Raw genomic sequence first — 23,418 nt, 5'->3', positions numbered from 1 at the left:
TAAGGTGTCGTTCACTTGGTGAGCATTCGGCTGAAGCGTAAGGTGCGGGCGTGCATCCCGCTGATTTCTACACAGGCATCGTCGCCGAGTTATATGGGCCGCTGAAGTCCGTCGCCCAAGATCCAGAGCCCTACGCGGCGTTTGTCCAAGAGGCTGGTTCCCCGGCTCTGGAGCTGGGGTGTGGGGACGGCGATCCATTGCTCGACCTGCGTCAGCGCGGCCTGGACGTCGAGGGTGTTGACTCCTCGGCGGACATGCTGCAGCGGTGCCGTCGCCGGGCGCGGCAGCAAGGCGTCGATGTCGTCGTCTACCACCAGCGCATGGAGGCGCTCGATCTGCCAAGCCGCTACCGCGCGATCTTTCTTGCCGGGCCGACTTTCAACCTGCTCCCCGACGACTCCATCGCTCTGGCTGCCCTCCACCGCATCCGCAGCCATCTCGCCGTGGGCGGCACCGCCCTGGTGCCTCTGTTCGTCCCGTCGCCCACACCTGCCGAACGGATCGGCCGAGTGCGCACCGCTACGGCGGACGACGGTGCTGAGTTGCGTGTCTCGGTGGTGTCCGAGGAGCGTAGCGATTCCGCGCGGACGCAGACGACGGTGTTGCGTTACGAGCGGTACCGCGACGGCGAGAGCACCGTCGTGGACCGCCCCTGGGTGCTGCACTGGTATACCCGCTCGGGATTCGAGAGCCTTGCCGCAGCCGCCGGCCTGATCGCGGTGTCGGTCCTGGAGACGCCAGGCGCCTCCGACCTGCAATTCCAGCTGCAAGCCGCCGATTTCAGAGGGTGACGCCGACGCGCCGGGCGAGTTCTCGCAAGCCGGATAGCTTGCTGTGAGGACCCCGCGAAGTAGCTCAGTGATGACCTGACGGATACCGGAGCGCCTTACTTCGGAGGGCGCTGTCTTCTCGGCGATGAGCAAGGCTCGTATTGCGCGGTCGGTCTTGCCGGCGTGGGAATTGCTGATGCGGCTGATCGACGTGCGAGCGGTGGAGCCGTGGATTCTGCCTGGAGTGGGCCGGGCTGATGCCCGAGGTCGCCTGCCTGGTGCGGTGGCGGGGTTCTAGACAGCCCCTCGCGGAGTGCAATCTTCGGACCCGCGTGAGCGTGCGGCTCCCGGCACAGGTTCTGTGTGCTGGGGTTGGGGTACCACCACGGAGCAACGTAGGTCCTAAAACCGCAGGTCAATTCCCTGAACTGTGGAAAACTCAACGTCCTCCACAGAACTCCATTCGGCCGCTCGCCACCAGCCCCGCCATAGCACCCTGTGCGTCATGCACCACCCACACCACCCCACCCACCTCACCGTCACCGACTCCAGCCTCAGAGGCCCCAGAGTCACCGATTGCACCGTCACCGACCCCGCTTACCCCAGCGCCGTAACCACGCCTCACGGCCCTCCACCCCATGCGGCACCGCCCCTCGGAGCTGTAGACCCCGAAAGAGGGACATCGACACCCAGCACCGCACCCCTGAAAGAGCCACCTCCCGTTCAGGGAAAGACCGATCGCGGGCTTCCAAAGGCAGAGCTGCCACCCACCCTGCCATCACTCGCCGAGCAGACCGCCCGAATCACCCGAGCAATCCCGCAGGCCGTTGTCTGCCGCCAGACAGCCGCCCATATCTGGGGTCTGAACGCCGTGCACACCCCAGAAGCCGACTGGCCCATAGAGCTGACCGCCCCCGGCCACCTCGCTCTCCCAGGCTGCGTCACCTACCCGGCACCGCTTCCTCCGGAAGACATCACCATGCACAAGGGCGTCCGCCTCACCACCATGGAACGCACAGCCCTCGACTGCGCCCGCTGGTTGCCCCGTATGGAGGCGGTGGCGATCCTCGACCAGTTCGCACGCCGAGGCGTCGATCTCGAAGCTCTGTGGCACCGCCCGCTCAACTCCTGGCGCCTTCGCGACACCCTAGGCCTCGCCGACCGGGGCGCCGCCTCACCCAGGGAGAGCTGGCTCCGGGTCATCCTCGTGGAAGGCGGCCTCCCCAGACCCACCACCCAGGTCCGGGTCGGGCTGGACGACGACCGGTTCGCGTACCTAGACCTGGGCTGGGAGGAGTTCAAGGTCGCAGTCGAGTACGACGGCCAGGAGCATCACACCTCACCCACCGACCAGCAACACGACGCGGACCGCCGCGAGGAGCTGCGCCGCCGCGGCTGGCGCGTGATCGCCGTCCGCCGAGACGTTATCCCCGGCCAGATCGCCGACCTCCTCCATCATGTGGCCAATGCCTTGATCGAATGTGGCTGGCAGCCCGGCCCGGAGCGCACCAACCACATCCTCCGCCGCATCCGAGCCGCCCGCCGCCGCTCCCGCTTCCGATTAATCAGCCACCCGCCCCTCCAACCCACCACGCCGAGCGCCGGTCAGACGTCCGCGCCCGCTCGCCGTCCGCGCGCCCACGCCGCACTGATGACTGGCGCCGTGCCCAAATACCAGCCAGGCGCCACGCCGGAGCATCAGCCGGGCGCCGCGCAGCGGTGTCGGCTGGGTACCGCGCCGCGGTGTCGGCTGGGCGTCACACCGGAGCCTTGGTGGGCGTTCGTGGCGGAACGTCGGGCCGGGCCGGGCCGGGCTGGGCTGGGTTGGGGTTGTGCTGACCACCGACAGGCCGCTGCGGTGAGCGGAGTGACATGGGATGGAGCTGATTCCCTGCGGTGACCGCCGCCAGGGGTCAGCCGACGGCGACAGGAAGCTCCTTGATGCCGTTGATGAAGTTCGAGCGAAGCCGGCGAGCAGAGCCCGTTTGGCGGAGTTTGGGGCGTCGGCGGGCCAGTTGCTCGAAGAGGACCCGGAGTTCGAGTTTGGCCAGGTGGTTGCCCAGGCAGAAGTGAGCTCCGCCGCCGCCGAAGCCGATGTGCGGGTTCGGGTCGCGGGTGATGTCGAAGACTTCAGGGTCGGAGAAGACCGCGGGGTCGCGGTTGGCGGCGGCGTAGAAGACCACGACCTTGTCGTCGGCCTTGATCTCCTGCCCGCCCAGCACCTGGTCGGTGGTGGAAGTCCGGCGGAAGAGGTTGACCGGGGAGACCCAGCGGACGATTTCGTCGGCTGCGGTCTTGGCGAGGGTGGGGTCGGCGACCAGGCGGGCCCACTGGTCCGGGTGCTCGAAGAGGGTGAGCATGCCGCCGGAGGCCGCGTTGCGGGTCGTCTCGTTGCCGGCGACCGCCAGGAGGAGGATGAACAGGTTGAACTCGTTCTGGTCAAGCGTCTCGCCGTGCTCGTTGGGCTGAAGGAGCTTGGTGACGATGTCGTTTTTCGGGGTGTCCCTGCGGCGTGTCGCGAGTTCGTTGGCGTAGGCGTAGACCTCCATGGCGGCGGCCGAGCCCACCTCGGGAGTTTCCGAGTAGTCCGGGTCCTGGCTGCCGATCATGCGGTTGGACCAGGTGAAGAGCTTGTCGCGGTCGGTCACGGGCGCGCCGAGCAATTCGCAGATCACGTACAGGGGGAGCGGCGCGGCGACCTCGGTGACGAAGTCGATCTCGCCGGTGCACTTGTCCAGGAGGTCGTCGCAGATGTCGCGGATGTGCTCTTCGAGCGCGCCGATCGTACGCGGAGTGAAGCCGCGGTTGACCAGGGAACGCCGTCTCGTGTGCTCGGGCGGGTCCTGGTTGAGCATCATGTGGCGCTGGAGATCGATCTGTTCCTGGGTCAGCTCTTCGAACAGGGCGAGCTTCTTGTGCGAGGAGAACCGGTCGGAGTGCCGCGATACATGGACGACGTCCTCGTATCGGGTGACGGCCCAGAATCCGGGCTCGCCCTCGTGCCAGTGGACGGGGGAGTTCGCGCGGAGCCAGGCGAGCTGCTCGTGTGGTGGTCCGGTGGTCGCGTAGATGTCCCTGTCGACGAGGTCGATGTGCACCAGATTCACCCTCTTGATCAAGCGCTTGGTTTACTACTACTTGAAACGTGTTCTATTACGTCCCTGTACGACCGTCAAGGGGCAATGTAGTGGCGAAATGGCTCCACAAGGGGTCCGCCGAGGTCGGGCATTAGTCGGGCGATGCGGCTCGCGCCAGGTCCCCGCGGTCATCGACGACAGCAGGCTCGCTTGGCGGCGGGAAACACGCGTGTCATTGGCCGATTGCCTGCGTGCCGCCGGCTGTCCGCGTGCGTGCCGCCGGCTGTCCGCGTGCGTGCCGTCGGCTGTCCGCGTGCGTGCCGCCGGTCGTCCGCGTGCGCCATGGCTGTCTGTGTGCGTGTCGTCGGCCGTCTGCGCGAGTCGTCGACCGTGTGTGTGGGTGCCGCTGGTCGTCTGTGCGTGTGCTACCGGCTGTCTGTGTGCGTGCCCTCGGTGTCTACGTGCTAAGAGCTGTTTCTTAGATCTACTGACTAATCGTGGTGGTGTTGTCACGATCAGTTCATGGGACGTGGTGACTTAACGAACGCCGAGTGGGAGCGGCTCCGGCCGCTGCTGCCTGAGGGCGGCCAGCGGGGTGGACGGTGGAATGACCACCGCACGACGATCGACGGCGTGTTGTACCGGGCACGGACCGGGCTGCCCTGGCGTGACCTGCCCGAACGGTTCGGCCCATGGATCACGGTCTACAAGCGGCACCGCCGCTGGTCGGCCGATGGCACCTGGCAGATGCTGCTGACCGCGATCCAGGCCGAGCAGGACGCTGAGGGGCGGGTGGACTGGGACATCGCCGTGGACTCCACCACTGTCCGGGCGCACCAGCACGCGGCCGGCGCGCCTCGCACACCACCCCCTCCGCCTCCCACACCAAGGGGGCAAAAGGGGGACGCCGCCGGGACAAACCGGGGCGATCCGGTACTGGCCACGCTGGCGGCCCGGCTGGCGGAGGTGGTCAGACTGGGGAGTGCCTAGGCCGCTCCCGTGGCGGCTTCACCACCAAGATCCACCTGTCTGCGGACGGCCGCTGCCGGATGCTGTCGCTGGTGCTGACACCGGGCCAGTACGGCGACAGCCCGCAGTTCCGGCGAGTGCTGGGCACCATCCGCATCGCCCGGCTCGGGCCGGGCCGTCCCCGCACCCGCCCTGACAGCCTGACCGCGGACAAGGCCTACTCCTCCCGCGCCAACCGCGCCTACCTACGCCGCCGCAAGATCCGCCACACCATCCCCGAACCCCGTGACCAACGCGCCAACCGGCGTCGGCGCGGCTCAGCGGGAGGACGGCCCACCGGCTTCGACGCCGAACGCTACAAGGCGCGCAACGTCGTGGAACGGGCGATCAACCGACTGAAGAACTTCCGAGCCGTCGCAACGCGTTATGACAAACGCGCCTACATCTTCCTCGGCACCGTCACCCTGGCCGCCCTGATCATCTGGCTCCGCACCTGATCTAAGAAACAGCTCTTAGTCGTTGGTCGTCTGCGCGCGAGCCTCGGCTGGGTTTCATGCGCGATGCAGCCGTCGCGTGCGCTCAGGTTGAGTCGGCTCGCATGTCCGATACGGCTGGCCTGGCGTGTGCGACACGGCGGGGCCCGCGTGCTCGATAAGCCGGCCTGTGCCCCCTATCGCGAGGGCTTGAGTCCCACGCTGGCACCTGCCACGGGGCCCGCGCCGGGCACCTGTCACAGGGCCCACGCCAGCACCTGCTGCGGGGACCTGGGCCAAGCGCTGGCGCCTATCGCGGGGGCTTGAGTCCCACGTCGGCACCTATCGCGGGAACTTGGGGCCCCACATCAGCACCTGCCACAGGGGTCCACGCTGGCACCTGTCACGGGGTCCACGCCGGCACCTGTCACGTGGCCCACGCCGGCACCCGCTGCGGAGACCTGGGTCCCGCGCTGGCGCCTGTCGCGAGGGCTGGAGTCCCGCGCTGGCGCCTATCGCGAGGGCTGGAGTCTCGCGCCGCCATCCCGGTCGGCGTGGGGTGGATTGTCCTGGGGGGATGTTTGCCGGTGGTGGTTGGCGTGGCAGGTGGGAGGTGTTGCCTTGGGGTGGGGTTTACCTCCGATGTATTTGGAGGCGTTAATTCGTGTATGTGAACGCAGCCATCGGAGCGGTAAAGTCGCTTCACAGGCATCGACCACCCCCAGGGGGTGTCTTTCGAGGTCACGGATCGGATGTATCCGTCTTGTCACCCTTGACACACTCTGCCCGATCGCACGAGCATCATGAATCGAGACATCCGATGTATATGAGAAGGATGCGGTGTGAAGCTGCTGCGAGTAGGACCTGTCGGTCAGGAACGTCCGGTGGTCATGGATGACGCCGGTCGCCTGCGCGACATCGGAGAGCCCGAGATTGACGGGGCTTTCCTCGCTTCCGGGGGAGTGGCGCGCGTCCGGGACGCGCTCGAGCGTGGTGCCCTGCCCGTCGTCGACGCCGAAGGGCTGCGGATCGGCGCCCCGATCGCTCGTCCGGGCAAGATCGTTTGCATCGGCCTGAACTACAGCGACCACGCCGCCGAGTCCGGGCAGGATGTGCCGGCCGAGCCGGTCGTGTTCATGAAGGCCGCGAACACCATGGTCGGCCCGTACGACGAGGTGCTCGTGCCCAGGGGCAGCGTGAAGACCGACTGGGAGGTGGAGTTGGCAGTCGTGATCGGCCAGGAGGCCCGCTACCTGGGCAGCCGGGAGGAGGCGCTCGGCGTGATCGCCGGGTACGCGATCTCCAACGACGTCTCCGAACGCGAGTTCCAGCTCGAACGCGGTGGGCAGTGGGACAAGGGCAAGTCGTGCGAGACGTTCAACCCGCTCGGCCCGTGGCTGGTTACGGCGGACGAGGTGGGCGACCCGCAGAGCCTGCCGCTGCGCCTCTGGGTGAACGGTGAGCTGCGCCAGGACGGCGACACCAAGAACATGATCTTCGACGTGGCCGAGATCGTGCGCTACCTGAGCCAGTTCATGGTCCTGGAGCCGGGTGACGTGATCAATACGGGTACGCCGGCCGGCGTGGCGATGGGCATGCCGGGGCAGCCGTACCTGCGTGAAGGTGACGTGATGGAGCTGGAGATCGAAGGGCTCGGGCGGCAGCGCCAGATGGTGGGGCAGGCATGACGACTCCTGGCGCGTACCGGATCGTCGGGATGGAGACGCACGACGTGCGGTTCCCGACCTCGCGCGAGCTCGACGGCTCGGATGCGATGAATCCGGATCCCGACTACTCCGCGGCCTATGTCGTGCTCACGACCGATGACGGGTTCGAGGGGCACGGGTTCGCCTTCACGATCGGGCGTGGCAACGACATCCAGACCACGGCCATCAGCGCGCTCGAGCCGTACGTGATCGGCAAGGACGTCGAGGACCTCGGCGTGCTCTACAAGGACATGGTCAACGACTCGCAGCTGCGCTGGCTGGGGCCGGAGAAGGGCGTCATGCACATGGCGATCTCCGCCGTGGTCAACGCCCTGTGGGACCTCAAGGCCAAGCGGGCGGGCAAGCCATTGTGGCGGCTGCTGTCCGAGATGTCCCCCGAGGAGATCGTCGACCTCATCGACTTCCGCTACCTGAGCGACGCGCTGACGCCGCAAGAGGCCCTCCAGATCCTGAAGAGCCAGGAGGCGGGCAAGGAGGAGCGGATCGGCCGGCTCATCGAGGTCGGCTACCCCGCCTACACGACCTCCCCCGGGTGGCTCGGGTACGACGACGACAAGCTGCGCAGGCTCTGCAAGGAGGCCCTGGAGCAGGGCTTCAAGCAGATCAAGCTCAAGGTCGGCGCCGATCTCGAGGACGACCGGCGCAGGTTCAGGGTCGCCCGCGAGGTCTGCGGCCCCGACTTCCCGATCGCCATCGACGCCAACCAGCGCTGGGACGTCGGATCGGGCATCGAGTGGATCAACGCGCTGGGCGAGTTCCACCCCCATTGGGTCGAGGAGCCGACCAGCCCCGACGACGTGCTCGGCCACGCCGCCATCGCCAGGGGCATCGACCCCATCCCCGTGGCCACCGGCGAGCACGTCCAGAACCGCATCATGTTCAAGCAGCTCCTGCAGGCCAACGCCATCTCCTACCTGCAGATCGACTCGGCCAGAGTCGGCGGCGTCAACGAGAACCTGGCGATCCTGCTGCTCGCGGCCAAGTTCGGCGTGCCGGTGTGTCCCCACGCGGGCGGCGTCGGGCTGTGCGAGCTGGTGCAGCACCTGTCGATGTTCGACTACGTCGCGATCACCGGCTCCATGGACAACCGCGTGATCGAGTACGTCGATCACCTCCACGAGCACTTCGTGGACCCCGTGGTCATCCGCAACGGTCGTTACGCCGCACCGTCCGCGCCCGGCTTCAGCGCGGAGATGCACGCAGTGTCGATCGCCGCCCACACATTCCCCGGCGGCGAAGTATGGAGGGACGCGTGAGCCTGAAAGCGATCGTGACCGGCGGCGGGTCCGGCATCGGGCTGGCCGTGGCCACCCTGCTCGCCGAGCGCGACATGACCGTCGCCTGCCTCGACATCAATCCGCCGGGCGAGCCGTTCATCGGGATCAAGGTCGATGTCACAGATGACGCACAGGTACGGGCGGCGGTGGCGGAGGCCGCCGAGCGGCTGGGCGGCATCGACGTGCTCGTCAACAACGCGGGCATCGGCGCTCTGGGTACCATCGAGGACAACCCGGACAGCGAGTGGCAGAGGGTGTTCGACGTCAACGTGCTCGGCATGGTCCGGGTCGCGCGGGCGGCGCTGCCGTACCTCAGGCAGTCAGAGCACGCCTCCATCGTCAACACGTGCTCGATCGCGGCCACCGCGGGCCTGCCGCAGCGCGCGCTCTACAGCGCGACCAAGGGCGCGGTGCTCTCGCTGACCCTCGCGATGGCCGCGGACCACATCCGTGAGGGCATTCGCGTCAACTGCGTCAACCCCGGCACCGCGGACACCCCGTGGGTCGCGAGGCTGCTCGACAAGGCCGACGACCCCGAGGGGGAGCGGGCCGCACTGAACGCCAGGCAGCCGATGGGCCGTCTGGTCAGCGCGGAGGAGGTCGCCGCGGCGATCGCCTATCTCGCCAGTCCTGAAGCCGGCGCCACCACCGGGACCGCGCTCGCGGTCGACGGGGGCATGCAAGGGCTCCGGCTGAGGGCGTCCAACTAAGGAAGGTAACCCCCCATGAAGTTCGGATCGGCGGTCGCGGCGGCGGCCCTCTTGGCGGTCGTCACCGCGTGTGGCTCGGGCACGACAACAACCGGAGGAGGGGGCGGCGGCGGGAAGGTCGGCATCGACCACCCGCGGGCCGACTCCAACTTCTGGAACTCCTACATCAAGTACGTCCCGCAGATGGCCGGCGAGTACAAGGTGGACCTCATGCCACCCACGAACTCGCAGAACGACGTCTCCAAGCTGGTCAACAACGTGCAGGCGCTGGTGGGTCAGGGTGCCAAGGCGATCATCATGGCTCCGCAGGACACCGGTGCCATCGCCAACACGCTGCAGCAGCTGGAGAACAAGAAGATCCCCGTCGTGACCGTCGACACCCGTCCGGACAAGGGAAAGGTCTACATGGTCGTACGCGCCGACAACCGCGCGTACGGGACCAAGGCCTGCGAGTTCCTCGGGGAGAAGCTGGGGGGCAAGGGCAAGGTCGTGCAGCTCCAGGGCGCGCTCAGCTCCATCAACGGCCGTGACAGGTCGGAGGCGTTCCTCGAGTGCATGAAGTCCAAGTTCCCCGGCATCACCGTGTTCAGCGAGCCCACGGAGTGGGAGGGCACCAAGGCCGCGTCCATGCTGCAGACCCGCCTGGAGCAGAATCCCGACATCAAGGGCATCTACATGCACGCCGGCGGCGTGCACCTGGCGCCGACGCTGCAGGTGCTGAAGCAGAAGAGCCTGCTCGTCCCGCCGAGTGACCCCAAGCACGTCTTTGTGGTGTCGAACGACGGCATCCCGGAGGAGCTCGAGGCGATCCGCAAGGGCGACATCGACGCCACGGTGTCGCAGCCGGCGGACCTGTATGCCAAGTACGCGGTCTTCTACGCCAAGGCCGCGCTGGAGGGCAAGACGTTCAAGCCCGGCCCGACGGACCATGACAGCAACATCATCCAGCTCCCGAACGGCCTGGAGGACCAGCTCCCCGCGCCGCTCGTGAGTAAGGACAACGTGGACGACAAGAGCCTTTGGGGTAATCAGATCAAGTGATGAAAAATCACGTTGAAGCCCGAAACGTCGTCAAGCGCTTCGGCCCCACCGTCGCGCTGAACGGCGCCGGGATCGCGATCGCCGAGGGCGAGACCCATGCGCTCGTCGGCAGGAACGGCGCGGGGAAGTCCACCCTCGTGTCGATCCTCACCGGGCTCCAGCCGGCCGATGAGGGCGAGGTGCTGTTCTCGGGAGAGGCGGCGCCCGCCCTCGCCGACCGCGACGCCTGGCGGCAGCGCGTCGCCTGCGTCTATCAGAAGTCCACGATCATCCCCGCGCTGACGGTCGCCGAGAACCTCTTCCTCAACCGCCAGTCGGCCAGGGGCGCCAGGATCAACTGGCGCGCGCTGCGGGCCAGGGCGCGCGAGCTGCTGGACACGTACGAGGTGGACGTCGACGCGCAGGCGCTGGCCGGCGACCTGACCGTCGAGCAGCGCCAGCTCGTCGAGATCGCCAGGGCGCTGTCGTTCGGGACGAGGTTCATCATCCTCGACGAGCCGACCGCCCGGCTCGACGGCCCGGCCATCGAGCGGCTGTTCGCGCGCATGCGCTCGCTGCGCGAGCAGGGCGTCACGATGATGTACATCTCCCACCACCTCGACGAGGTCTACGAGATCTGCCAGAGCGTCACGGTCTTCCGCGACGCGCGGCACATCGTGACCAGGCCGGTCGCCGAGCTTCCCCACGACGAGCTGGTCGCCGCGATGACGGGGGAGGCCACGACGGCGTACGAGTCCCGCTCCCGCACGCCCGGCGATCGGGTCGTGCTGTCGGGCGAGGGCCTCTCGCTCGGCGACCGCTACGCAGATATCGATATTTCCGTTAAAGCGGGCGAGGTCGTCGGCCTGGCCGGCTCCGCGAGCAGCGGCAAGGTCGGCCTGGCGGAGACCCTCGTCGGACTCCGCAAAGCCGACTCCGGCACGGTCACGGTCAACGGCAACCGGGTCAAACCGGGCGACGTGCCCGCTGCCATGAAGGCGGGTCTCGGGTTCGTGCCGGAGGACCGCCACCATGAGGGCTTCGTCCCGCTGCTCTCGGTGGGGGAGAACGCCACGTTCCCGATCGCCCGCAAGCTGGGCCGGTACGGGATCGTGTCGCCGGCCCGCCGACGGGCCAAGGCCGACGAGATGATCAATAACCTCGACATCAAGACGGAAGGCCCGGATCAGCCGGTCGGCGACCTGTCCGGGGGGAACGCGCAGAAGGTCGTGTTCGCGCGGGCTCTCGTGGACGACCCGACGGTGCTGGTCGTGATCAACCCGACGGCCGGTGTCGACGTCAAGGCCAAGCAGGCATTGCTCGGCGCGGTCGAGGACGCGGTCGGGCGGGGCGCGGGGGCCGTCGTGGTCTCCGACGAGCTCGACGACCTGCGGATCTGCGACAGGGTGCTGGTCATGTTCCACGGCAGGGTCGTCAAGGACGTGCCGCGTGGCTGGACGGACCACGAACTCGTGGCCGTGATGGAGGGCATAGAAGATTGACCACTATGACTGCGCCGCTTCCACGGGTGCGCCTGGCCAGGTTCCGTGACCTGACGCTGGTGCCGGTGATCGTGATCCTGCTCGTCGTGGGCGCGTTCCTCGACCCGACCTTCCTGACCGCGGGCAACCTCACGAACGTGCTCCAGCAGCAGGCGGCGATCTCGCTCGTCGTGCTGGCGGAGGCGATGATCCTCATCGCCGGCAAGTTCGACCTGTCGCTGGAGTCGACGGTCGGCACCGCGCCGGCCATCGCGGTGATGCTGGTGATCCCGGCGGCCGCGGGCGGGTTCGGCATCGGGCTGCCCGGCGCGCTGGTGATCCCGCTGGCCCTGCTGGTCGGCGCGGCCATCGGGGCGTTCAACGGTTTCCTGATCATCAGGTTCCAGCTGTCGGCGTTCATCGTGACGCTGGCCATGCTGATCATCGTGCACGGCCTCCTCCAGGGGCCGACCGAGGGCAAGACGCTGTTCGAGCTCCCCGACTCGATCCTCTACCTGGGCAGCGCCATATGGCTCGGCCTGCCGGCGGCCATCTGGATCGCCGGTGCGCTGTTCGCGGCGGGCATCTTCGGCCTGGGCTACCTGCGGCTCGGCCGCGCGCTCTACGCGATCGGCGGCAACACCGACGCCGCCCGCGCCGCCGGCATCCGGGTGGATCGGGTGCTGTACGGGGTGTTCATCCTGGGCGGGACGCTCGCGGCGCTCGCCGGGATCCTGGAGACCGGCCGCCTCGGGGCGATCGGCAACAACCAGGGCGTCGGGTGGATCTTCATGGTGTTCGCGGCGGCGGTCATCGGCGGCGTGAGCATGGACGGCGGCAAGGGCACGATCCTGGGCGCGCTCACCGGCGTGCTGGTGATCGGCCTAGTGCAGAACATCCTGACGCTCATCGGCGTCTCCGGCTTCTGGCAGCCGGTGATCTATGGCGGGATCATCCTCATCGCGTTGATGATCAGCCGGATCGCGGGCGGAAAGGCACAGGATTGAACGGGATCGACGAACCTCCGGCCGGCTCGGACGGCGACGCGCCGGACGGGTCTCCGACCGGTCGTGAGGGCGGCGGGTCTCCGACCGGTCGTGAGGGCGGCGGGTCTCCGACCGGTCGTGAGGGCGGCGGGTCTCCGACCGGTCGTGAGGGCGACGGGTCTCCGACCGGTCGTGAGGGCGGCGGGTCTTGGGTTGGGCGTGACGGTGGCGGGGTCGAGGTGTCGCGGCACGGCTTCGGTGGTGCGCCGATCGGAAACCTGTACCAGGAGGTGTCGGAGGAGCAGGCGCGGGCCACGGTCGACGCGGCGTGGGACGCCGGGGTGCGCCTGTTCGACACCGCGCCCCACTACGGGCTCGGCCTGTCGGAGCGCCGCCTCGGCGCCGCGCTCAAGGACCGCTCGGGTTACGTCCTGTCCACCAAGGTCGGCCGCCTGCTGGTGCCCGGCTCGTCATCGGGTGGCCGCGACGAGCAGGGCTTCGACGTGTCCGCCGACCTCCAGCGGGTGTGGGACTTCTCCGGCGACGGCGTACGCAGATCCCTGGAGGAGTCCCTGGGACGCCTGGGGCTCCCGGCCGTCGACATCGCGCTCATCCACGACCCGGACGACCACATGGACCAGGCGCTGGCGGAGGCGTACCCGGCGCTGGCCGAGCTGCGGGCGCAGGGCGTGGTGAAGGCCATCGGCGTCGGGATGAACCAGTGGCAGGCGCTCCTGCGCTTCGTCCAGGAGACCACCATCGACGTCGTGATGCTCGCGGGCCGCTACACCCTGCTCGACCAGTCGGGCCTGCCGCTCCTGGAGGAGTGCGCGCGTCGCGGGGTCAGGGTGCTGGCGGCGGGCGTCTTCAACAGCGGCATCCTGGCCACCTCGCGGCCGACCGGCACGTACAACTACGGGCCCGCACCGGCGTCGGTGATGGAGCGGGCGACGAGGATCGCGGAGATCTGCGAACGCCACGGCGTCACGCTGCCCCAGGCGGCCATGGCCTTCCCCCTCCGCCACCCGGCCGTCGCCTCGGTCGTCCTGGGCGCCCGCTCGCCCGAGGAGATCACCGCGAACGCCGCCCTGCTGTCCCGCCCGGTCCCGGAGGCGGTGTGGGACGAGCTGGTGTCGGAGGAGTTACTGCCCAAGGAGTGACGGCGAGGCGCTGAGCCCGGCGGGGCTCAGGTGGGGATGTACAGCCAGGACTTCGAGGGCCCTGGCTCGTACGCCGAGTCGAGGCGTTTGGCCACGATCCCGGGCAGGCCCTGTTCGCGGGCGGCCTGACGGACCGGGCCCGCCTCGCCCGGCCACGACGGAGCGGTCTGCCAGTGCGCTCCCGCCAGCTCCAGCGCGTCCAATGCCGCCCGCCGCTCCGCGTAAGGCTGGTCGACCAGGGAGCGGCCGTCGTCGTACAGCAGGTCGTAGAAGACCAGGATCTCGGCGCCCCCGAGCGTGGCCACCTCCCCGTCCAGCATCGCCGTGCGGCTGCCGAACGACTCCGCGAGCCCCCGCAACCACGGGTGCTCCCGCGCGGCCGTCGTGCGCCCGCCCTCGATGGGGACGAGCAGGCGGCGGCCGCCCCACGCGAACTCGAAGGCGTAGGCCGAGACGTCCTTCGGGGGCTTGGCGCGTTCGGTCGGGAGCATGGGCTCGGGTGGCGGGAACGGGTCGCGGGCCCGGGCGTCCATGCGGTGGATCATCCAGCTCTGGCCCCGGGTCCAGAACAGGACGAACCTCCCCGAAGCCCGCTCTCCGTGCAGGACGAACTTGACCTCGCGATCCGACCATTTCTCCGTCTCGTACGTCCCGGTGTCCCAGACGGTCATCGTGCCGCCGCCGTACTCGCCCTTGGGGATCTCCCCGTGGAACGTGAGGTACTCCATCGGGTGGTCCTCGGTGTGCACGGCGAGGTGGTTGGTGCCGGGGTCGGCGGGCAGGCCCTTGGGGACGGCCCAGGACACGAGGACGCCGTCGCGCTCGAGCCGCAGGTCCCAGTGGAGGGACCGGGCGTGGTGCTCCTGGATGACGAACGCGTTGCCGTCCCCGGAGGAGGACGGCGACGGGGGGATGGGCTCGGGGGTGCGGCTGGCGTCGCGCTTGCTCCTGTATCGCTCCAGTTTGTCGGCCACGACAGGGGTACTACCCGCCCGTACTCTCCCGGACCACCAGCGGGGTACGGCGGACGGACCCCGCGCCGCTCAAGGTCATGCCGACCGAGCGCGACCGGACACGCTCAGCACCGCGCGGGATGGCGTGCTGTAACCGGGCCGCCGGGCTGGGCTGTGGCGTGCCGTGCGGGGTTGCGTCGGGCTGGGGTAGCCGGGTGGACGTGTGGGGCTGGGGTTGCCGGGCGGTTGTGCCGTGCCGGGCTCCGTTGTGGCGCGGGCCGTTGCGCTGGGCTCCGTGGTGCTGCGTGCGGGTGAGGGTGGGTTCAGGGGGAGTGCTGGAGGTTCTGTGTGCCGATGACCTTGAGGAGGCGCAGTGCCTCGTACGACGGCGATCCCGGCGCCGTGGTGTAGAGGACGATCCACTGGTCGCCCTCGGGCACGTGCAGCGTCTCGCAGTCGAGCTCCAGCCACCCCACCGCCGGATGGTTGATCCGCTTGCGCGCGGACCTGCGGACCGTGACGTCGTGTCCGGCCCACAGCTCCGCGAACTCGGTGCTGGCGGCCAGCAACCGGTCGATCAGCCGGCGGATGCCGGGGTCGTCCGGGTAGCGGGCGGCGGCGGCGCGCAGGTCGGCCACCGACTCCCGGGCGAACCGCCACGAGCCCTCGGGGTCGTGGCGGTCCCGGGCCCGAGGGTCGGTGAAGTAGCGCCAGATGAGGTTGCGTTCGCCGGGCGGGAGCACGGAGAAGTCCGTGAGGAGCGCGGCGGCGAGGGGGTTCCAGGCCAGCACGTCGTACTTGGCGTCCGACACGAGCGCCGGGGTGTCGTCCAGCCGGTCGAGCAGGTGCAGGACGCCGGGCCTGACGTCCTGTGACGGGCCGGGAGGCGGTCCGGGCGGCTCGCCGGCCAGGTAGTACAGGTGGGAACGCTCGTCGTCCGTCAGCCGCAGCGCCCTGGCGATCGCGCCGAGCATCTGGCGCGACGGGCGAGGTCCGCGGGCCTGTTCCAGGCGGGCGTAGTAGTCGACGGACATCCCGGCCAGCCGGGCGACCTCCTCGCGCCGCAGCCCGGGTGTGCGGCGGCGCTTGCCGCCCTCCAGGCCCACGTCGGACGGCCGCACCAGTTCGCGGCGGCTGCGCAGGAAGCCCGCCAGGCCGGCCCTGTTGATCCGGTCCATGACCTCAGGATGCCTGGTCCGCGACGCCGTAACCAGGGACTGTCAATCCGGGCCTCAGCGGTTCTCTCCCGTTCGTACGCGGCCCCGCTCAGCCTTGAGGGCATGAACATCGCACTCATCACCGGTGCCAACAAGGGCATCGGGTACGCCACCGCCCGCGTACTGGCCAAGTCCGGATATGTCGTCCTGGTTGGGGCCCGCGACCCCGAACGCGGCAGGAAGGCCGCCGAGGAGCTGGCGGGGGAAGGGCTCGACGCCCGGTTCGTACGCCTGGACGTCACCGACCAGGACACCGTGGAGGCGGCCGCCGCTCGCGTCGAGCGCGAGTTCGGCCACCTGGACCTACTTATCAACAACGCCGCGATCAGCCGCGACCACGAGCGCACGCCGAGCCGGCTCCCGGTCGCCGCCCTGCGCGAGGTCTACGAGACGAACGTGATCGGCGTCGTCGCCGTGACCAACGCCATGCTCCCGCTCCTGCGCAGGTCGGAGGCCGGCCGCGTGGTGAACGTCTCCAGCGGCCTGGGCACGTTCGCGTTCCTGGCCGACGAGGAGTCCGAGTGGCGCCAGTACGCGACCCTGCTCGGCTACAACTCCTCCAAGGCAGCACTGAACGCCGTCACCCTGATCTACGCCGAGGAGCTGCGCGACACGCCGATCAAGGTCTACGCGGTCGCGCCCGGCTTCTGCGCCACCGACCTCAACGGCTTCATCGGGACGCTGACCGCCGACGAGGGTGGCGAGCACGTGGCCCGCCAGGCCACCCTGCCCGACGTCCCGACCGGTGTCTTCCTCAGCGAGCAGGGCGGCACCAACCCCTGGTAGCGGGGTCAGTCGAGATCGAGCGCCTTGCGCAGCCACGACTCCACGCCCGCCACGTGCACGGTCGCCCAGGACCGGGCCACGTCGGCCTGGCGGGCGGCGATGGCCTCGTAGATCGCGGTGTGCTGCTCCCGCGTCTTCTGCATCGCCCCCTCCTGGGTGAGCCCGCGCCAGATCCTGGCCCGAGTGGTCGGACCTGACAGGCTCTCGATGAACGAGCAGAGCACGCTGTTCCCGGAACCCCGCGCGATCCGCTGGTGGAACTGGAGGTCGTTGGCCACCAGCTCCTCGACCGTCGGCTCCGCGGGCAGGGACTCCAGGATCACGCGGAGTTCCCCGACGTCGGCGTCGGTCATCAGCTCGGTCGCCATCGCGGTCGCGGCCGGCTCCAGGATGCGCCTGACCTCGAAGAACTGGATCACCGTGTCGTCGCGGTGCAGGTCGAGCACGAACGACATGGTGTCCAGCAGCAGCCGCGGCTCCAGGCTGGTCACGTACGTGCCGTCGCCCTGACGTACGTCGAGCACGTTGATCAGGGACAGGGCGCGCACGGCCTCGCGCAACGAGTTGCGCGACAGGCCGAGCCGCTCGGCGAGGTCGGCCTCCTTGGGCAGCCGGTCGCCGGGGGCCAGCTCGCCCGAGAGGATCATCTGTTTGATCTTGTCGATGGCCGCGTCGGTGACCGCCACGCTTCGCTCCCTAGACATCGGATGTCTAGGAGTCTAGAGCCTGGAAGCGGACGGGATCGACACCGGGGACCCGGCGAACTTCGCCCCTGGCCTCCAGAGCGCGCAGATGCGCCGCGGCCTCCCCTGCCGCCATGCCTTTCAGCATCGGGGACAGGTCGTCCCACGGCCTGTTCCACGTCATCATCGCGGCGACCTCCCAGATGGTCAGCGGTTCCGGCCGCCGGGCCAGGAGGGCGCGCAGCCGTACGAGCTTCTCATCGTGATGGTGGCGGATCTGGACGGCTCGCGCGGCCACATCAGGAAATATCCATTCGTGTGCGGGCAACGCATCCAGGGGCCCCAGGTCGGCGATCCGGTCCAAGGAGTCCAGGAAATCGCCCAACGGATCGACATCGTCCCGGTCATACGGATAAATCCCGACGTGGGGGGTGATGTCGGGGAGGACGTGGTCGCCGGTGAACAGCCGGTCGGCATCCTCCAGATGCAGGCAGATGTGCCCCGGGGTGTGGCCGGGCGTGTGGACGGCCCGGAGCTTGCGGCCGGGCAGGTCCACCAGGTCCCCGTCACGTAACCGGCGGTCGGGCAGCGCCGGCGGCGTCGGGCGGCTCACCGCCTGCCGCGCCTCGCCGGGATCGGCCCCGGCCCGCCGGAGCATGTCGGACTGGAAGCTCTCGTGCTCCTCGGCCGCATAGTCGTGCATGAGCCTGACCAGCGCCGCATCGTCCTCGTGCATCGCGATCCACGCGCCGGACACGTCCTTGACCTGCCCCGCGAGCCCGGCGTGGTCGGGATGGAAATGGGTGACGACCACCCCGCTCACCGTGCTCACGTCGATCCCGACCGCGGCGAGGCCGCCGCTGAGCGCGTCCCAGGCGTCCGGATGGTTCCACCCGGCGTCGACCAGCACCGGCCCCTTGGGGGACTCGAGGGCGTAGACGAGCGTGTAGCCGAGCGGGTTGCCCGGGATCGGCACCGGCACGCTCCACACCCCGCCGCCGAGATCCTGCGGCCGCTGCTCCGCGTACGGCCTGCGTCTGCTCTTCATGCGCCCCCCGATCGGGTGATGAGTGTCACCGGCCGAGCCCTCAGCCGGCCCGCTCGAGAATGGTGGCCGTGGCCAGCGCCCCGCCGGCGCACATCGTGACGAGCGCGGTCGCCGAGTCCGACCGCTCCAGCTCGTGCAGCGCCGTGGTGATCAGCCGCGCGCCCGTGGCACCGACCGGATGGCCGAGCGCGATCGCGCCGCCGTTGACATTGACGCGGTCGAAGTCGGGCTCGTGCACGCCAGCCCACGACAGCACCACCGATGCGAACGCCTCATTCACCTCGAACCTGTCGATGTCGCCGATCGTCATCCCGGCCGCCGCCAGCACCTTGGCCGTCGCCTCCACGGGCCCGTCCAGGTGATAGTACGGCTCCGCGCCGACGAGCGCCTGCGCCAGGATCCGCGCCCTGGGCCGCAGCCCGTGCCTGGCGGCCGCCTCCTCGCTCATCACCAGCACCGCCGCGGCGCCGTCGGAGATCTGCGACGAGGTGCCCGCGGTGTGGAGGGCGCCCTCGGCGACGGGCTTGAGGTTGGCGAGGGTCTCGACCGTGGTCTCGCGTAAGCCCTGGTCCCTGCGTACGTCCCCGACTGGCACGATCTCGCGCTCGAACCGCCCGTCGGCCCACGCCTTGGCCGCCAGCCGCTGGGAGCGCGCCCCGAGCCAGTCGAGCCGCTCCCGCGTCAGCCCGCGCCGCCGCGCGATCCGCTCGGCCGCGGTGAACTGGTCGGGCAGGTCGATGCTCCAGTCGTCCGGCTTGGCCGTGGCGGGCCGCACGTTGCTGCCGAGGGGCGCCCGGCTCATCACCTCGACACCGCAGCCGACGCCGGCCTCGATCACGCCCGCGCGCACCATCGCCGCCGCGAGGTGCACCGCCTGCTGCGACGACCCGCACTGCGCGTCGACCGTCGTCACCCCGGTCCGGTACGGCAGCCCGGCGTAGAGCCACGAGTAGCGCCCGACGTGCCCGCCCTGCTCGCCCGCCTGGGTCACGCATCCGGCGAACACCTGCTCGACGGCCGCCGGGTCGAGCCCCGACCGCTCGACGAGGCCGTTCAGCGCGGTAGCCAGAACCTGTTGCGGTTTGTACCCGGCCAGCCAGCCGGCTCGCTTGCCGATGGGAGTGCGTACGGCCTCGACGATCACAGGTGTGCCCACAGTCGCCTCCAGAACGTTGCTCTGGCGAGACTGTAACGCGTTCTACTTTGTCGTGGAACCCTCCAGCGTCGACGGCAGCCCGAACGTCTCGAACAGGCTCTCCTCGAAGAACATGCCGACGTGCCGGATCTGCTCCCCGGCGAACGTCACCACCATGATCGCGAACTGCCCGTAGACGCCGTTCTCGCGGTAGTACACCGCGAACGCCGGCTGCCCGTTGGCGGCGATCGGGACCAGCTTGAGGTCGCCGGGGCGCTCGGCCGGGCACTGCGTCCTGGTGAGCTCCATGATCGCCTCGGGCCCCTGGTACCAGCCGACGAACGGCGGCATCTCCCAGACCGCGTCCTTGGTGAACAGGTGCACCAGGCTGTCGACGTCATAGTTCTCGAACGCCGCGACATAGCGGTCGAGCTGGGCCCGCTGCTCGGCCGACAGCGGTTCGACCGGGTCGTCGAGGCTCGGCTGCACCTCGTTGAGCTGGGCGCGGGCCCGCTGGAGGATGCTGTTGACGGCCGCGGTGGACGTCTCCAGCGCCTCGGCCACCTCGGCGGCCTTCCACCTGAGCACGTCACGCAGCACCAGCACGGCCCGCTGCCGCGGCGGCAGGTGCTGCAGCGCGGCGATCAGGGCAAGTCTGATGCTCTCGCGGCCGGCCACGATCGTGGCGGGATCGTCGCCGCCGACGCCTGCCAGGGCGTCGGGCACGGGCTCCAGCCACGGCACCTCGTGGTCCGACACCAGGGGAGCGGTCGGCTCGGTGCTGGGGGCACCGAGACCGGTGGGCAGCGGCCGCCTGCTCCGGCTGTCGAGCGCGGTCAGGCAGGCGCTGGTGGCGATGCGATAGAGCCACGTGCGCAACGAGGAGCGCCCCTCGAAGCCCTCATAGGCCCGCCACGCGCGCAGATACGTTTCCTGGACGAGGTCCTCGGCGTCGTGCACCGAGCCCATCATCCGGTAGCAGTGCGCCAGCAGCTCGCGCCGCATCGGGTCAGCCTGTTGGAGGAACTCCTCGTTCGTCGGCTTGTCGGTCATACCTCCCTTGTATAGACGTTGCCACCGACAATTGACCGCACGGCCGGTCGATTAAGGGAAACCTTTTACGGACCCAAAGAAATGACCATGAATCAGGTCAGTGGGAGACGGTGAGCACGATCTTGCCGGTGACCCGGTTCGTCTCGCCGAGCTCGTGCGCCTTGGCCGCCTCCGCCAGCGGCAGGGCGGCGGCGATCTCCGCGCGCAGCCTGCCCGCCTCGACCAGGGCCGCGAGCGCGCGCATCGCGGCGTGGTCGGGCTCCACCAGCATGGCCTCCGAGCGGATGCCCAGCTCGGCGGCCTGCCGGTGCAGGTCGGGGTCGAGCTCCCGGAGCACCAGCGAGACGATCGTGCCGCCCTTGCGCAGGGTACGCAGCGAACGCGGCCCGTAGTCGCCGCCGATGGTCTCGAGCACCACGTCCACGTCCCGCACGACCTCGGCGAAGTCCTCGCTCCGGTAGTCGACCAGCTCGTCGGCGCCCAGGCCGCGCAGGAACTCGTGCTTGGCCGCGCTGGCCGTCCCGATCACGTACGCGCCGCGCGCCTTGGCGATCTGCACCGCCAGGTGCCCCACCCCGCCCGCGGCGGCGTGAACGAGCACGCGCTGACCGCCCTTCAGCCCGGCGACGTCCACGAGCGCCTGGTACGCGGTCAGCCCCGCGAGCGGGATCCCGGCCGCCTGGACGTGGTCGACGGCGGCGGGCTTGCGCACGAAGTGGCGGGACGGCGCGGTGACGTACTCGGCGAAGGCGCCGTGCGCGTCCGGGTACTTGAGCATGCCGAACACCTCGTCGCCCGGCTTGTAGAGCGCCTGCCCGACGCCCGAGTCCTCGACCACGCCCGAGACGTCGTAACCGAGCACGAACGGCAGCTTGTCCCGCAGGAAGCCGCCGCCCGCGCGGGTCTTCCAGTCGGTCGGGTTCAGCCCGGCCGCCTCCACCCGCACCAGCACCTCGGTCGGGCCGGGGACGGGCCGCTCGACCTCAACCGTCTTCAGAACCTCAGGGCCGCCCAGGACGTCCTGGCTGATCGCTTTCATCTTCATGAGACCCAGCCTGCTGGTTCCGGGACCAGGCCCGCGAGTGGCCCAAAGGTCATGATGTGTAAAAATCGGGCCATGCATCGCGTTGCCGTCCTCGCTGTGGACGGGGTCATCCCGTTCGAGCTGAGCGTGCCGTCCAGGATCTTCCGCGCCGCGCAGGGGCCCGGCGGCGAGCCGCTCTACGACGTGGTCACCTGCACGGTCGACGGCCGTCCCGTCGCCACGGCCGCCGACTACTCCATCGCCGTCGAGCACGACGCGAGCGTGCTGGCGAGCGCGGACACGGTGGTGGTGCCCGCCGCGGAGTGGTTCGCCGGACTCACGGGCGCGGACTCGATGCCCGCCGGGCTGGCCGCGGCGCTGGCCCGGATCCGCCCCGGAACCCGGATCGTCTCCATCTGCATCGGCACGTACGTGCTGGCGGCGGCCGGGCTGCTCGACGGCCGTCCGGCGACCACGCACTGGCGGGACGCCGAGCGGTTCGCCGCCGCGTTCCCGAAGGTGCGGATGGACGCGGACGTGCTGTTCGTGGACGACGGCGACGTGCTCACCTCGGCCGGCGCCGCGGCCGGGGTGGACCTCTGCCTCCACCTCGTCCGCCGCGACCACGGCAGCCGGGTCGCCAACCAGGTGGCCAGGGCCTGCGTGGTGCCGCCGTGGCGGGACGGGGGCCAGGCGCAGTACGTCGAGCACCCGGTGCCCGAGCCGTCCAGCGTCGGCACCGCCCCCACCCGGGCCTGGGCGATGACCCGGCTGGGCACGCCGCTCCGGCTGGACGACCTGGCCGATCACGCGGGGATGAGCAGGCGCACGTTCACCCGGCATTTCCGGCAGGAGGTGGGGCTGAGCCCGGGGCAGTGGCTGACGCAGCAGCGGATCGCGCTGGCCAGGCAGCTGCTGGAGAGCACCGACCTGCCGGTGGACCGCGTCGCGGACCGCGCCGGCTTCGGGACGGCGGCCTCGTTCAGGCAGCACCTGCAGGCGGCGGTGGGGGTCTCGCCGCACGCGTATCGGCGCACGTTCCACATGAGGTGATCGGCCCACCGGACACCACCCGGGCGGCCCACTGTGCGCGCCGTAACGGCGGCGCGCCACTGAAGGGTCAGCGGCCGTTTCCTGGAGGGCCCTGAACCGAAGTGCGGCGGGTGGCCTGCCCGTGCGCAGCCGTAACGTAGGGCTTTGCTCTTCTGCCGAAGTGCGGCGGGCGACGGGTCAGATGTCGGTGAGAAGTCGTGCGGCGGCGGTTTCGATGCGGCGCTGGATCTGGTCGTAGGTGCGGCGGCCGCGGAGCATCTCGAGGAGCTCCTGCACCCACACGCTGGCCAGCGACCCCGCGAGGTCGGCCTGCTCCTCGGTGGCGTCCTCGAGGGTCAGGCCGTCGGCCGAGACCCGCAGCAGCAGCCCCGTGATGCGCTCCCCGAACGGCGTCTGCACCTCAGCCATGATCAACGAGCGGATGAGCGCGTCGGCCAGCTCCGGCTCGCGCATCAGCCCCCGGGTCGCCCGCATGAGCACGTCCACCGCGCGGCTCGACGGGGTGGTGGCCCCGGGCGGACGCCGCTCGATGCTGCTCTCGAGGAGGTCGATCTCCTCGCCCACCACCGCCACCACCAGGTCCATCTTGGACGGGAAGTAGCGATAGAGCGTGCCAAGCGCCACGCCCGCGCGCTCGGCCACCGTGCGCATCTGCATGGCTTCGACCCCGCCGCGCGAGGCCAGCGCGGCGGCGGCCTGGACGATGCGCTTGCGGCGTTGGTGCTGGCTACGCGTACGGACGCTGTGCGTGCCCGGCGTGGGGTGGCTCTCCATGGTCCCCTCGGTGTCGCTGGAGGGCGCGGCGTGCGTGGTACG

20 protein-coding genes and 1 pseudogene are annotated in these 23,418 nt (G+C 69.7%); 12 read left to right on the top strand and 9 right to left on the bottom strand.

What is annotated here, in order from left to right; translation table 11 throughout:
• The first annotated feature begins 50 nt into the window (after window positions 1–50).
• Both ACWEPL_RS02900 and ACWEPL_RS02895 read left to right on the top strand, forming a co-directional pair.
• A complete protein-coding gene (locus ACWEPL_RS02900; protein ID WP_452434885.1) occupies window positions 51–791 on the top strand; it encodes a class I SAM-dependent methyltransferase in 741 nt (246 codons plus the stop codon).
• A gap of 1,036 nt (window positions 792–1,827) precedes the next feature.
• On the top strand, window positions 1,828–2,670 hold the full coding sequence (locus tag ACWEPL_RS02895) for an endonuclease domain-containing protein (RefSeq protein ID WP_452434883.1): 843 nt from the start codon (window positions 1,828–1,830) through the stop codon (window positions 2,668–2,670).
• A gap of 13 nt (window positions 2,671–2,683) precedes the next feature.
• Here the strand turns inward: ACWEPL_RS02895 and ACWEPL_RS02890 are convergent, their stop codons facing one another.
• Entirely contained in the window at window positions 2,684–3,889 is a 1,206-nt protein-coding gene (locus ACWEPL_RS02890) for a cytochrome P450 (RefSeq protein ID WP_452434881.1), read from the bottom strand.
• 480 nt (window positions 3,890–4,369) lie between these two features.
• Between ACWEPL_RS02890 and ACWEPL_RS02885 the strand changes: the two are divergent.
• From ACWEPL_RS02885 to ACWEPL_RS02850, 8 genes and pseudogenes are all read left to right on the top strand, one after another.
• A pseudogene (locus tag ACWEPL_RS02885) lies at window positions 4,370–5,313 on the top strand (IS5 family transposase).
• An 866-nt stretch (window positions 5,314–6,179) separates the two neighbouring features.
• Complete coding sequence (locus tag ACWEPL_RS02880; RefSeq protein ID WP_452434879.1) at window positions 6,180–6,977, top strand: fumarylacetoacetate hydrolase family protein; 798 nt, start codon at window positions 6,180–6,182, stop codon at window positions 6,975–6,977.
• Window positions 6,974–8,272 carry an L-fuconate dehydratase gene (locus ACWEPL_RS02875; RefSeq protein ID WP_350729391.1) on the top strand — a complete coding sequence of 433 codons (1,299 nt, stop codon included), beginning with the start codon at window positions 6,974–6,976 and terminating at the stop codon, window positions 8,270–8,272. The genes ACWEPL_RS02880 and ACWEPL_RS02875 overlap by 4 nt, the downstream gene beginning before the upstream one ends.
• Entirely contained in the window at window positions 8,269–9,003 is a 735-nt protein-coding gene (locus tag ACWEPL_RS02870) for an SDR family NAD(P)-dependent oxidoreductase (RefSeq protein WP_350729393.1), read from the top strand. The genes ACWEPL_RS02875 and ACWEPL_RS02870 overlap by 4 nt, the downstream gene beginning before the upstream one ends.
• A gap of 15 nt (window positions 9,004–9,018) precedes the next feature.
• Window positions 9,019–10,044, top strand: coding sequence for a sugar ABC transporter substrate-binding protein (locus ACWEPL_RS02865; protein ID WP_452434877.1), 1,026 nt, complete (start codon window positions 9,019–9,021; stop codon window positions 10,042–10,044).
• Window positions 10,044–11,525: a sugar ABC transporter ATP-binding protein gene (locus ACWEPL_RS02860; protein ID WP_363976482.1), complete on the top strand. Its 1,482-nt coding sequence runs from the start codon at window positions 10,044–10,046 to the stop codon at window positions 11,523–11,525. The genes ACWEPL_RS02865 and ACWEPL_RS02860 overlap by 1 nt, the downstream gene beginning before the upstream one ends.
• A 5-nt stretch (window positions 11,526–11,530) precedes the next feature.
• Entirely contained in the window at window positions 11,531–12,511 is a 981-nt protein-coding gene (locus ACWEPL_RS02855; protein ID WP_363976479.1) for an ABC transporter permease, read from the top strand.
• 218 nt (window positions 12,512–12,729) lie between these two features.
• Window positions 12,730–13,650, top strand: coding sequence for an aldo/keto reductase (locus ACWEPL_RS02850; protein ID WP_363976476.1), 921 nt, complete (start codon window positions 12,730–12,732; stop codon window positions 13,648–13,650).
• A 26-nt stretch (window positions 13,651–13,676) separates the two neighbouring features.
• Here the strand turns inward: ACWEPL_RS02850 and ACWEPL_RS02845 are convergent, their stop codons facing one another.
• The gene (locus ACWEPL_RS02845) at window positions 13,677–14,624 is read right to left on the bottom strand and encodes a DNA polymerase ligase N-terminal domain-containing protein (protein ID WP_452434875.1); all 948 of its coding nucleotides are present in this window, start codon (window positions 14,622–14,624) and stop codon (window positions 13,677–13,679) included.
• A gap of 302 nt (window positions 14,625–14,926) precedes the next feature.
• The gene (locus ACWEPL_RS02840) at window positions 14,927–15,781 is read right to left on the bottom strand and encodes a helix-turn-helix transcriptional regulator (protein ID WP_363976470.1); all 855 of its coding nucleotides are present in this window, start codon (window positions 15,779–15,781) and stop codon (window positions 14,927–14,929) included.
• A gap of 102 nt (window positions 15,782–15,883) precedes the next feature.
• On the opposite strand from ACWEPL_RS02840, the gene ACWEPL_RS02835 reads away from it, so the two are divergent.
• Window positions 15,884–16,606: an SDR family oxidoreductase gene (locus tag ACWEPL_RS02835; protein WP_452434873.1), complete on the top strand. Its 723-nt coding sequence runs from the start codon at window positions 15,884–15,886 to the stop codon at window positions 16,604–16,606.
• A gap of 5 nt (window positions 16,607–16,611) precedes the next feature.
• On the opposite strand, the gene ACWEPL_RS02830 is transcribed toward ACWEPL_RS02835, so the two are convergent.
• The 5 genes from ACWEPL_RS02830 to ACWEPL_RS02810 all read right to left on the bottom strand — a co-directional run bounded on the left by ACWEPL_RS02830 (window position 16,612) and on the right by ACWEPL_RS02810 (window position 21,564).
• On the bottom strand, window positions 16,612–17,292 hold the full coding sequence (locus tag ACWEPL_RS02830) for a FadR/GntR family transcriptional regulator (protein ID WP_452434871.1): 681 nt from the start codon (window positions 17,290–17,292) through the stop codon (window positions 16,612–16,614).
• A gap of 25 nt (window positions 17,293–17,317) precedes the next feature.
• The gene (locus ACWEPL_RS02825; protein ID WP_452434869.1) at window positions 17,318–18,337 is read right to left on the bottom strand and encodes an MBL fold metallo-hydrolase; all 1,020 of its coding nucleotides are present in this window, start codon (window positions 18,335–18,337) and stop codon (window positions 17,318–17,320) included.
• Between the two features lie 40 nt (window positions 18,338–18,377).
• Window positions 18,378–19,493, bottom strand: coding sequence for a steroid 3-ketoacyl-CoA thiolase (locus ACWEPL_RS02820; RefSeq protein ID WP_363976461.1), 1,116 nt, complete (start codon window positions 19,491–19,493; stop codon window positions 18,378–18,380).
• 42 nt (window positions 19,494–19,535) lie between these two features.
• Window positions 19,536–20,525: a sigma-70 family RNA polymerase sigma factor gene (locus tag ACWEPL_RS02815; protein ID WP_363976458.1), complete on the bottom strand. Its 990-nt coding sequence runs from the start codon at window positions 20,523–20,525 to the stop codon at window positions 19,536–19,538.
• Between the two features lie 97 nt (window positions 20,526–20,622).
• Window positions 20,623–21,564, bottom strand: coding sequence for an NADP-dependent oxidoreductase (locus ACWEPL_RS02810; protein WP_452434920.1), 942 nt, complete (start codon window positions 21,562–21,564; stop codon window positions 20,623–20,625).
• Window positions 21,565–21,642: 78 nt separating this feature from the next.
• Here ACWEPL_RS02810 and ACWEPL_RS02805 point away from each other — a divergent pair, with 78 nt between their 5' ends.
• Entirely contained in the window at window positions 21,643–22,602 is a 960-nt protein-coding gene (locus ACWEPL_RS02805; protein ID WP_363976455.1) for a GlxA family transcriptional regulator, read from the top strand.
• Window positions 22,603–22,779: 177 nt separating this feature from the next.
• On the opposite strand, the gene ACWEPL_RS02800 is transcribed toward ACWEPL_RS02805, so the two are convergent.
• Entirely contained in the window at window positions 22,780–23,376 is a 597-nt protein-coding gene (locus tag ACWEPL_RS02800; RefSeq protein WP_355205529.1) for a TetR family transcriptional regulator, read from the bottom strand.
• Window positions 23,377–23,418: the final 42 nt, after the last annotated feature.

The sequence above is a fragment of the Nonomuraea sp. NPDC004186 genome, assembly GCF_053603495.1.
The sequence above is the reverse complement of the archived record's forward strand: the minus strand, read 5'-3'. Positions and strand labels throughout refer to the sequence as shown.